Source organism: Streptomyces sp. NPDC021096, from assembly GCF_040641275.1.
GTDB lineage: Bacteria > Actinomycetota > Actinomycetes > Streptomycetales > Streptomycetaceae > Streptomyces.
Window position 1 is genome coordinate 16,660 of sequence record NZ_JBFADG010000011.1, and the last position, 10,338, is coordinate 26,997.

Sequence of the window (10,338 nt, forward strand, 5' to 3'; positions counted from 1 at the left end):
TTTCGGGGCGTCAGGAAACCGGATCGAGAAGTACGTCGAATGCGGCGGACAGCCGTCGCCAGGAGTCCGGCCCGCCCTCGTATTCGGCGTCGGTGAGCAGGCACGATTCCAGGAGCGTGCGCAGCCCCCGGGCGTCCAGCCCGGGCGAGGTGAAGGTCAGGTACTGACCGCGGTCGCCGTGCTCCGGGTGCCAGTCCAGCGCCGCGGCCACGCGGCGCTCCGCGGGCACCATCTCCCAGGCCGCGTCCGGCAGCGCGGCCAGCCACGGGCCGGCGTTCTCCACGCACAGGGCGCCGCCCGCCGCGTCCCAGGACAGCAGCGTGTCCGGCCGGTCCGCGAGCCAGAAACGGCCCCTGCTGCGCGCCGCCGCGCACGTCAGGTCCTCCAGGGCCGCGTACAGCCGCCCAGGGTGGAACGGGCGCCTGCCGCGCCATACGAGCGTGGCGACGCCGTCCGCGTCCGCCTCCTGCGGCAGCAGCGCGCAGGCGGGGTGCTGGCGCGCCGCGGCCGCCTCGACATCGAAGCCGGCGACTGCTGCGGCCGCCAGGTCGGCGGAGTCGACCGGGACCTGCCGGGCGCCCGGGGTGAGCTGGGCGAGCAGCGCGTGGTCGGCGGCGTCGGCCCGCTCGGCCCCGTCGGCTTCCGCGGCTTCGGCCACGGCCAGGACGGAGGCGTACTCCAACTGCCGGGCGAAGGTGTCCCCGACCGTGCGCTGGTCGGTCGCGGCGGCCGCCAGGCCGGCCTCGGCGAGGTCGTCGCCGTTGGCGAGGACCGGCAGGACCAGCGCCGGGTCGACGGCCGTGAACACGCCCGTCAGCGTGGCCTCGTCGCCGCAGTGGGCGGTCACGACCTCGGCCATGGCCTTGGGCTCGACGGAATCCCAGAGCTCGACGACGGCGAGCCGGCACAGCCCGGACGCGGCGAGCCGCTCCAGCTCGGGCACCAGGTCCTCGCGCAGCGCGCAGCAGGCGCAGTCGTTGACCAGGGGCGCCTCGCCCTGGTCGAGGAGGCCGGAGGCGTCCCGTACGGTCCGGCGGACCGTGCCGGTGGTGGCGGTGGACAGGTCGTGGTGCAGCGCGACGCTGCCCGGCACGGTGTGCAGCAGCCGCTCGACGGCGGTCCTGCGGGCGTCGGCGTGCAGCCCGCCGACGAGGACGACGGGCAGGGCACGCGCCGCGGACATCAGCGGCCGCCCTCGCGCTTGCCGTAGCGCCGCTCGAAGCGCTCCACGCGGCCCGCGGTGTCCATGACGCGGGCGGTGCCCGTGTAGAAGGGGTGGCTCGCCGAGGAGATCTCCACGTCGATGACGGGATAGGTGTTGCCGTCCTCCCACTCGACCGTCTTGTCACTGGTGGCGGTCGAGCGGGTGAGGAAGGCGAACCCGGCGGCGCGGTCGCGGAAGACGACGGGGCCGTACGGCGGGTGGATTCCGGGCTTCATGGCGGTCAGCGCTCCTCTCGGAAGACCACGTGGCGCGCGACGACCGGGTCGTACTTGCGCAGTTCCATTCGGTCGGGGTCGTTACGGCGGTTCTTGCGGGTCACGTAGGTGTAGCCGGTCCCGGCGGTGGACCGGAGCTTGACGACGGGACGTAGTTCGTTGCGGGCCATGGGGGGCTACTATACAGAAATGGTTTCCATTTTCATTAGGAGGTCCGCGCCATGAGCGCCCACTGCCAACTGACCGGCCGCAAGCCCGGCTTCGGCAACACCATCTCCCACTCCCACCGGCGCACCAGCCGCCGCTTCGACCCCAACGTCCAGCGCAAGCGCTACTGGCTCGCGAGCGAGGGCCGCCACGTCCACCTCAGGCTGAGCGCGAAGGGGATCAAGACCGTGGATCAGATCGGCATCGAGGCCGCGGTGGCCCGCATCCGCGCCCGTGGGGAGAGCGTCTGATGGCGAAGAAGAGCAAGATCGCGAAGAACGAGCAGCGCCGCCTGACGGTCGCCCGCTACGCGGCCCGCCGGGCCCTGCTCAAGGCGGTCGTCCGCAACCCGCACACCCCCCATGCCGAGCGCGAGGCCGCCCAGCGCGAGCTGTGCCGCCAGCCGCGCGACGCGAGCGCCACGCGCGTCCGCAACCGCGACGCCGTGGACGGCCGCCCGCGCGGCTACTTCCGCGCGTTCGGCCTCTCCCGCGTCAACCTCCGCGAACAGGCGCACGCGGGGTACCTGCCGGGCGTCCGGAAGTCGAGCTGGTAGCCCCTGGGCTGCCGCCGGCACGCAGGGAGGCGGGGAGTCGGCCCCGCCCTCCCCGCCGCGATGCGGGCGGAAGGCAGGCCCCGGCTCCGCCGGGCCGCCGAGCCGCGCATGGCGCGGGGCAAGAACCCGGGCTCCGGCCGCCCGTCGCGACAGCGCGTGGGCCGGACGCGAGCCGACACGCGGGCCCGCCGCACCCCGCCGCGACGGCGCGCGGCGAGAACGCGGCCCCGGCCGCCCGCCGCGACAGCGGTCAGGCCCGGGCGCGGGCCGCCATGCGGCCCGCAAACCCCGCCGCGACGGCGCGCAACCCCCACGACGTATCCGGCGGTGCCGAGCCGGCTCAGCCCGGGGCAGGGCGGGTACGCAGGCCTCGCCTACCCCTCGGACGGCCCGGGACGGGCCGCTAGGCCGGGACCAGGAGGAGGTCGTCCGCGTAGCACCAGGCCCAGTCCTCGCCCGGTTCGAAGGACCGGGCGAGATCGTGGCCGGGCTCGGCCTTCGCGTGCGCGCTCGCGTGCCGGTTCGGGGAGCTGTCGCAGCAGCCCACGTGCCCGCACACCAGGCACTCGCGCAGGTGCACCCAGGTGGACCCGATCCGCAGGCAGTCCTCGCAGCCTTCCGTCGTGCTCGGCGTCACCTCGCGCGCTTCGCCCAGATGGGCGCAGTCGCGATCGGCCGGACGGCCCTCGACGTCGGCGGCGACCTGCCAGGTCAGTGGCTCGCTCATACCTTCGAGCGTAGGCCCGCGAACGCCCGCACGCGCGCCGAAAGCCGAGGTCAGCGCGATTGTCAGACCCTGATGGCAGACTCACTTCCGTGATCCGGGGAGCGGAGACGGGCGACGGGGGTGTTCGTCTCCGCCCCGGAGCACGAATCGGCCGTACGCGCGCCATGCGCGCGCCGGCCGGCGCCGGGCAGCGGCGGCCCGAGCCCTGACGCAGCGTCATGCCGACACTCCCTCGTGCGGCGCATTCCAGCGGGCAGCACGGCGCGCCTCCTTGCACGATGGCGGAAGGACCGTCAGTGAACGGTCCGTCCGCCGCACCCCCCAGGGCAGGGACCACCATGACCCTCAATCTCGATCAGCTGAGCCGCTGCACCGTCGCCGTCGACCTCGGAGCGGCCAGGACGCGCGTCTATCTGAAGGACACGGGCCTGGTCGTGGACGAACCGAGTCTGGCCGCGGTCAATACCCGCACGGGCTCGCTGATCGCGGTCGGTGAGCTCGCGGGAGGCATGGCGGGCCGTACGCCGGGCCACATCCGCGTCGTACGCCCCATCTCCGGCGGCACGGTCGTCGACATCGAGATGGCCCAGCGCATGCTGCGCTTCCTCGTCGACGACAAGATCCGCCGGGCCTGGCGGCGCAAGCCACTGCTGCGCGCCGCCGTCTGCCTGCCGCACGACGCGGAGCCGATCGCCCAGCGCGCCGCCGTCGAGGTGCTCAGCGCGCTCGGCGCGCGCCGCGTGGAGCTGGTCGACACCCTCATCGCGGCCGCCGTCGGCTGCGGACTGCCGGTCGAGCAGCCGGAGGCGACGATGATCGTGGTGTGCGGGGCGGCGTCCACACAGGTCGCGGTCCTGTCGATCGGCTCGATCGTCGCGGCGGAGAAGGTGCAGATCGGCGGTGACGCCATCGATTACGCCGTCATCCAGCACCTGCGCAGCGAGTACGAACTGATGCTGCCCTCCCAGGGCCTGCACCCCCTGCACCTGGCCCTCTTCGACCGCTCCGGCAGCGGCACGGAGGCGGAGGTGCGCGGCCGGGACGTGGCGACGGGCCTGTCCCGTACGGTCCTGGTCAACACCGCCCACGTCCGCGAGGCCATCCACACCCCGCTCACCGCCGTGCTCGACGCCATCGGGCGCGTGCTGCGCGAGTGCCCGCCCGACCTGGTGGCCGATCTCGCGGAGCGCGGGGTCATGCTGGCGGGCGGCTCCGCGATGCTGCCCGGTCTGGACACGATGATCGAAGAAGGCACCGGCATGTTCGTGCGCATCGCCGAACAGCCCGACGTCTGTTCCGTGATCGGGCTGGGCGCAATGATCGAGGGAAAGATCAAGCCACTTCATCTGGATCCGATGGCGAGCTGAATCAGGTCTGCATCAGGTCGGCCGACACCTTGGGAACTTCTTTACCCCCCGGAACAGTTCTCCCGGTGCACCCCTATTTCACCAAGGAGATACACGCACATGGCGCTCTGGGACCGGCTCAAGGATTCGGCGACGACGATGCAGGGCCAGCTGATAGCCAAGAAGAACGACCTGAAGAGCGGCGGATTCCGTGACGCGAGCATGGCAATGTGCGCTCTGGTCGCGGCGGCTGACGGTTCGATCGACGCCTCCGAGCGGCAGCGCGTCGCCGCGCTGATCGCCACCAACGACGTTCTGCAGAACTTCCCCGCCGACGACCTGCAGGCGCGTTTCAACGACTATTGCCAGAAGTTGACGACCGATTTCGCCTTCGGCAAGGTCAGCATCCTGCAGACCATCGGCAAGGTGCAGAAGAAGCCGACCGAGGCGCGTGCCGTCATCCAGATCGGCATTGTCATCGGCGGCGCCGACGGCGACTTCGACAAGACCGAACAGGCCGTCGTCCGCGAGGCCTGCTTCGCCCTCGGCATCAACCCGGCCGAATTCGATCTGTGAGTTCCCCCGGCGACGTCATCGGCCGACTGACTGATCAAGCCATTGATCAGGCCACCGATCCTTTCGGAACCGGCCGGTAATCGTCTGCCGCGGCAGCGCGGCGGGCGCAGGTCACCCCGGTCCGTACGAGGTGACCTGCGCCCGCCCCCGCGGGCCCCCGGCGCGTCCGCGGACCGCCGTGTCCGACGCGACCGCCTTGCCACGCGCCGCGGTCCCACAGCAGATTGTGGGCCCATGATTGACGGGCAAGGGCAAGGCCATCGCCCCGTTGCGGGCGGCTTCACCTATCTCCCGGCGGACCGCGAACTGATCGTGGTCGCGCACCCCGACGCCGCACTGCGCGCGGACCCCGCGGGCGTACGCTCCGCGACCGGCACCGACACCTCGCCGCTGAACCGCTTCCTGACCGACGAACGGCTCACGCTGGAGCCCCTCTTCGGGTATGGGCCCGGGGGCGCCGCGAGCGACGAACTCCGGCGGCACCTGGCGCTGTTCCACCGCGTACGGGGCGTGGAACGCCACCACGACGAGCTCGCCGCCCGGCTGAGCGCACTGCCCGGCGTCGACGGCGCGTACGTCAAACCCGGCGCCCTGCCCGCCCACGGTCCCGACGCCCCCGGCCACCCGCACCCCCACACCCACCCTCCCGACCGTCCCCGCCGTGCCACGGCGACCGCCGCGGCCGACGCCCCCGCGGCCCGCCGCACCCCGGACTTCACGCCCCGCCAGGGCTATCTGGCCCCCGCGCCGGAGGGCGTCGACGCACGCTGGGCCTGGGCGCAGCCGGGCGGCACGGGAGAGGGCGTGGGCGTCGTCGCCGTGGAGGGCGCCTGGCGGCTCGGCCACGCGGACCTGGGGCGCAAACTCGCGGGCATCGTCGCCGGCACCCCGCTGGAGGACCCGGCGTGGCGCAATCACGGCACGAACGCCCTCGGGGTCGTCGGCGGCGACCGCACCGGCCGCGGCATCACCGGCATCGCCCCCGGCGCGCTGACCGCCGCCGCGGCCCTCCCCGGCATCGGCTCCGCCCGCGCCCTGCGGGCCGCGGCCGACCGGCTCCCGCCGGGCGGGCTCGTCCTGCTCGCACTGCACCGGCCCGGCCCCCGGTTCGGCTACTGCGACCGCGACGACCAGCGCGGCTGCGTCCCCCTCGAATGGTGGCCGGACGACTTCGCGGCCGTCCGCTACGCCACGGCCAAGGGCGTCGTGGTCGTGGCGGCCGCCGGCAACGGCGGCCAGTGCCTGGACGACCCCCTGTACGAGGCGCGGCCGGACGGCTTCCCGTCCTGGTGGCGCAACCCGTTCGGCCCCGGCGGCCCGTCCTCCGGCGCGGTCCTCGTGGGCGCGGGCGCCCCGCCGCCGGGCACGCACGGGCGGGACCACGGCCCCGACCGCTCGCGGCTCGCCTTCTCCAACTTCGGGGCGCGGCTGGACGCCCAGGGCTGGGGCGTGGAGGTCACGACGGCGGGCGGGTACGGGGAGGGGGCCGGCGACCTCCAGGGCGGCGCCGAGGAGGACGCCTGGTACACGGACGTCTTCTGCGGCACATCGGCGGCCTCGGCAATCGTGGTGGGGGCGCTGGCATCGGTCCAGGGGGCGCTCAGGGCGGCCGGCCGGGAGCCGCTGACCGCCGAACGGGCCCGCGAGGTGCTGCGGACGACCGGCACGCCGCAGCAGGGCGCACCGGGCCGCCCCGCGTCCCAGCGGATCGGCAACCGCCCGGACGTCCGCGCGGCCGTCGGCCGGCTGCTGCCCTCACCGGTCGCCTCGGGCACCGCCGAACGCCTGTGGGACGAGCTCATCCCGTACCCGCCCGAGCGCCCGCCCCAGCTCCGGCTGTTCGTGGCCGGCGCCTGGCGCGGCCTCGACAGCCCGGACCCGGCAGTACGGCAGGCCGTGCACACCGCCTTCGCGGGCGGCCGGGCCGCCGGGAGCGTACGGGTCTGGTACGCGGACGACCGGGTCGTGGGCCTGGTCGTCACCGACAGCCCGTAGCGCGGCGGCCGGCGACGGTGGGCGCGCGGCCCGGCGGCGGCCGCTACGGGGCGGGCCGCCGCCGTACGGGCCGCCACGGGGCGGCCCGTACCCCGGGAGCCCGCCCGTGCCCGCAGCGGCTCCCGGGAGCGGGTGGCGGCCCTCAGGCGGGCAGCGGGACCGACTCGCGGGCCGCGCGGTCGCGGCCGGGGCCCGGGCCCGTCCACCGGCCGAGGGCGATCTCGGCGGTGATGCCCGGACCGAACCCGGCGATGATGCCGCGGGCGTCGTGGTCGGCGCCGCCGTCCACGAAGAGCCGCTCGAGGGCGTCGAAGATGACCGCGCTGGCGATGTTGCCGCGCTCGGTCAGCGTCTCCCTGCTGTAGCGGAACGTCTCCGGCGCCAGCCCCAGATAGCGGCTGAGGTCGTCCAGGATGCGCGGGCCGCCGGCGTGCACGATGTAGAAGTCGAGCTCGGAGACGTCCCACTGGTACGGCTCCGCCATGTCGCGCATGGCGGGCGCGAGCATGGCCATCGTCCCCGGGACGCGCTTGTCCAGGATGAAGTGGAAGCCGGTCTCCCGGACCCCGTAGGAGATCCACTCCTCGGTGTCGGGCACCAGGTGCGAGCCGTTGCGCTCGATCCGCACGCCCGTACCGCCCTCGCCGCGCACCACGGCGGCGGCCAGGGCGTCGCCGAAGAGCCCGTTGGAGAGCAGGTTCCCCACGCCCAGGTCGGTGGGCTGGTAGAGCAGCGAGCAGAATTCGCACGCCACGATCAGCACATTGGACTCCGGGTAGGCCTGACAGAAGTCGTGCGCCCGGTTGATGGCCGCACCGCCGGCCGCACAGCCGAGCTGTGCGATCGGCAACTGCCGGGTCTCGTTGCGGAAGTCCATGGTGTTGATCAGCCACGCGGTCATCGACGGCATCATGAAGCCCGTGCACGACACATAGACGATGAGGTCGATGTCGCGCGGCGTCAGCTCGGCGTGGTCCAGCGCCCGCCGGACGACGTCGGGCACCCGTGCCTTGGCCTCGCGTTCGTAACGGGCGTTCCGTACGGTGAAGCCGGGATGCTTGAGCGTGTCTTCGATCGGTTGGACGAGGTGTCGTTTCTGCACCCCGGTGTTGCCGATCAGCCGGAGCGCGAGCTCCAGCTGAGGATGATCGCCGTGGAGCGTGCGTGCGAGGTGGAGAGTCTCTTCCCTCGTGATCACATGCTCCGGGACGGCGATGGCCGGTCTGCACAGTGTCGCCATGACGGCCTCCCAGTCGCGTCGGTTCTCGATGCCCAGGGCCGCCGAAAAGGCGCGCCAGCTTATGTCCAGTGCATGCCGCATTGGGAAGCGCGCCACACCTATGCTCGGAAAGTTCACCCGAAGAGCGGACTTTTCCCCACAAACTGAACTGACGTCCATCGAACGCCATGGAAAGTCCACAGGAATTCCCCAGGAATGCCATGGAAAGCACATGGTTGCGGCACATACGGGACGGAATGCACGGTTTCGTCCCCCGCGGACGGAACCGGCCCGGAGGGCCCCTCGCGAGCGCTCCCCGCGACCCCGCGGCCACCCCCGCGCCGGGCGCCGCCCCGCGCTCCCCGGGCGCGCGCCGTGCTGGCACACTGCACACTCATGACCAGCACGAGAAATCATCTCCTTTCCGGCAAAGTGACCTTTATCAGCGGCGCCAGCAGCGGCATAGGCGCCGCCGCGGCCCGCGTGTTCGCACGGGAGGGCGCGACGGTCGTCCTGGCCGCCCGCCGGGAGGACCGGCTGACCGCCCTCGCCGAGGAGCTGACCGCCGCGGGCGCCGAGGCCGCGTACGTCGTCGCCGACGTCACCAAGGCCGAAGACGCCCGGCGCGCGGTGGAGTTCGCGGTCGAGCGGTACGGACGGCTGGACGCGGCCTTCAACAACGCCGGCATCGGCGGCGACCGCACCCCGATGCACCTCATGGGCGACGACGTCTACGACACGATCATGGAGACCAACGTCCGCGGCATGTGGAACTGCATGCGCCCCGAGCTGGCGGCGATGCTCGCGAGCGGGGGCGGCGCCATCGTCAACAACAGCAGCGTCGCCGGCCTCGTCGCCATCCCCTCCGCCGCGCCCTACATCGCCTCCAAGCACGCCGTGGTCGGGCTGACCCGGGCCGCGGCCGACGAGTACGCCAAGCAGGGCATCAGGGTCAACGCGGTGGCGCCCGGCACCACGCGCAGCGAGATCACCGCCGACTGGTTCGCGCGCAACCCGGGCCTGGAGGACATGGTCAACGCCATGACGCCGCAGGCCCGCACGGCCGACCCGGAGGAGATCGCCGAGGCGGCGGCCTGGCTGCTCAGCGACCGCTCGCCCTTCCTCACCGGCGTGGTGATGCCCGTGGACGGCGGCTTCGTCAACCAGTGACGCGCGGCGCGGCCCGTCCGCGCCGGCCGACCGCTCAGCGCAACAGCCCCCGCACGCCTATCCGGAAGGCCACCTCCGCGTTCTGCACCCCGGTGACCTCGACGGCGGCGTGGCCGGGGGCGCCGGCGGGCAGCACGACCGCGTCCAGCCTGCAGGGCGCGTCGAACTCCACGTACCGGCTGTAGGACGTGGTCACGGCGGTCGGCACCAGGATCCCGGGCGAGACGACCGCCTGGGCGGCCTGGCCGGCGGCGGTGAGCAGAGCCAGCCCCGGCACATGGTCGACGGGATGGTCGAACATGACCTTGTTCCCCACGTCGTTGCGCAGCAGCCAGCTCCCGGGCCGCCCGGCGGCCGCCAGCGCGACCTCCGAGGCCGTCAGGCAGCCGACACTCGCCGCCGGCACCGGCGGCGGCACCTCCCACTCGCCCCAGGCGGGCGACAGATACGCCCCGCGCAGCCTCCGATAGACGCCGGGGGAAATCCAGGACGAACGCGAGTGGGCGCGGATCACCGTATGGTCGCCCTGCCGGACGGTGAAATCCATCGCTTCCGCCCCGAGCGGGCGATCACCGCACCCATTCCGCGCCGTTGAACACCTCAGATCCACGGTGAGACGCAACGGCCCATTCCCGGCCGTGGACAGGGTCGGGTCAATGCTGTAGTTAAGGTTCCGCAACAGCGACTGATGATCGAGAGGAACCCCGAACTCGGCATGGGAAATGGCAAGTCCGCACTGCCGGACCGTCTGTGCAGCCAGCACGGGATCGGGCCGGCTGCCCGATGTACTGCCCGGCCACTCGACGGCGAGCGTGAATTCGGCAGGGCCCCGGCGGACCCAGTCGGTGACGAGCACGGATTCCTCGTCGCGGAAGTGGACGAGCTCCTTGGCAACCCGCGTCCCGCCCAGGCCGGAGGCCGGTGCGGAGGACGGCGCAGGCGCTTTGGCAGGCGAATCCACGAGCGTCCGCCCGGAGTCCGGCACGGGCGCCGGCACTGCCAGCGGGTCGGGGAAGCCCACCGATTTCGGAATTCCGGGCATCAGCGTGCAGGATTGCTGCACAGTTGCGGACATGATCCCCCCTGGGGCGCCAAGGCGTAG

At 73.1% G+C, this 10,338-nt stretch carries 12 protein-coding genes; 6 read left to right on the forward strand and 6 right to left on the reverse strand.

The features are described from left to right. Nucleotides 1-10: 10 nt before the first annotated feature. From AB0G59_RS16925 to rpmG, 3 genes are read right to left on the reverse strand one after another with little or no spacing between them, the layout of a single operon-like run. Nucleotides 11-1,183, reverse strand: coding sequence for a GTP-binding protein (locus AB0G59_RS16925; RefSeq protein ID WP_360912258.1), 1,173 nt, complete (start codon nt 1,181-1,183; stop codon nt 11-13). After that, nucleotides 1,183-1,440 carry a type B 50S ribosomal protein L31 gene (locus tag AB0G59_RS16930; RefSeq protein ID WP_071963842.1) on the reverse strand — a complete coding sequence of 86 codons (258 nt, stop codon included), beginning with the start codon at nt 1,438-1,440 and terminating at the stop codon, nt 1,183-1,185. Before AB0G59_RS16930 ends, AB0G59_RS16925 begins: the two co-directional genes overlap by 1 nt. A gap of 5 nt (nt 1,441-1,445) precedes the next feature. Next, nucleotides 1,446-1,610 carry a 50S ribosomal protein L33 gene (rpmG, locus tag AB0G59_RS16935; RefSeq protein ID WP_071963843.1) on the reverse strand — a complete coding sequence of 55 codons (165 nt, stop codon included), beginning with the start codon at nt 1,608-1,610 and terminating at the stop codon, nt 1,446-1,448. A gap of 51 nt (nt 1,611-1,661) precedes the next feature. On the opposite strand from rpmG, the gene rpmB reads away from it, so the two are divergent. Together rpmB and rpsN are read left to right on the forward strand one after the other, a co-directional pair. After that, nucleotides 1,662-1,898 carry a 50S ribosomal protein L28 gene (rpmB, locus tag AB0G59_RS16940; RefSeq protein ID WP_360912260.1) on the forward strand — a complete coding sequence of 79 codons (237 nt, stop codon included), beginning with the start codon at nt 1,662-1,664 and terminating at the stop codon, nt 1,896-1,898. Continuing rightward, nucleotides 1,898-2,203, forward strand: coding sequence for a 30S ribosomal protein S14 (rpsN, locus tag AB0G59_RS16945; protein WP_360912263.1), 306 nt, complete (start codon nt 1,898-1,900; stop codon nt 2,201-2,203). Before rpmB ends, rpsN begins: the two co-directional genes overlap by 1 nt. A gap of 403 nt (nt 2,204-2,606) precedes the next feature. Here rpsN and AB0G59_RS16950 read toward each other — a convergent pair whose 3' ends face one another. Next, nucleotides 2,607-2,930, reverse strand: coding sequence for a UBP-type zinc finger domain-containing protein (locus AB0G59_RS16950; RefSeq protein ID WP_360912265.1), 324 nt, complete (start codon nt 2,928-2,930; stop codon nt 2,607-2,609). A 338-nt stretch (nt 2,931-3,268) separates the two neighbouring features. On the opposite strand from AB0G59_RS16950, the gene AB0G59_RS16955 reads away from it, so the two are divergent. From AB0G59_RS16955 to AB0G59_RS16965, 3 genes are all read left to right on the forward strand, one after another. Further along, a complete protein-coding gene (locus tag AB0G59_RS16955; RefSeq protein ID WP_360912267.1) occupies nt 3,269-4,297 on the forward strand; it encodes a rod shape-determining protein in 1,029 nt (342 codons plus the stop codon). A 99-nt stretch (nt 4,298-4,396) separates the two neighbouring features. Next, nucleotides 4,397-4,852 carry a TerB family tellurite resistance protein gene (locus AB0G59_RS16960; RefSeq protein WP_360912270.1) on the forward strand — a complete coding sequence of 152 codons (456 nt, stop codon included), beginning with the start codon at nt 4,397-4,399 and terminating at the stop codon, nt 4,850-4,852. A gap of 234 nt (nt 4,853-5,086) precedes the next feature. Beyond that, nucleotides 5,087-6,847: a S8 family serine peptidase gene (locus AB0G59_RS16965; protein WP_360912272.1), complete on the forward strand. Its 1,761-nt coding sequence runs from the start codon at nt 5,087-5,089 to the stop codon at nt 6,845-6,847. Nucleotides 6,848-6,989: 142 nt separating this feature from the next. Here AB0G59_RS16965 and AB0G59_RS16970 read toward each other — a convergent pair whose 3' ends face one another. Further along, nucleotides 6,990-8,087: a type III polyketide synthase gene (locus AB0G59_RS16970; RefSeq protein WP_071963922.1), complete on the reverse strand. Its 1,098-nt coding sequence runs from the start codon at nt 8,085-8,087 to the stop codon at nt 6,990-6,992. A gap of 375 nt (nt 8,088-8,462) precedes the next feature. On the opposite strand from AB0G59_RS16970, the gene AB0G59_RS16975 reads away from it, so the two are divergent. After that, nucleotides 8,463-9,236: a glucose 1-dehydrogenase gene (locus tag AB0G59_RS16975; RefSeq protein WP_360912275.1), complete on the forward strand. Its 774-nt coding sequence runs from the start codon at nt 8,463-8,465 to the stop codon at nt 9,234-9,236. A gap of 34 nt (nt 9,237-9,270) precedes the next feature. On the opposite strand, the gene AB0G59_RS16980 is transcribed toward AB0G59_RS16975, so the two are convergent. Then, nucleotides 9,271-10,311, reverse strand: coding sequence for a ScbA/BarX family gamma-butyrolactone biosynthesis protein (locus tag AB0G59_RS16980; protein WP_360912278.1), 1,041 nt, complete (start codon nt 10,309-10,311; stop codon nt 9,271-9,273). Between the last annotated feature and the right edge of the window lie 27 nt (nt 10,312-10,338).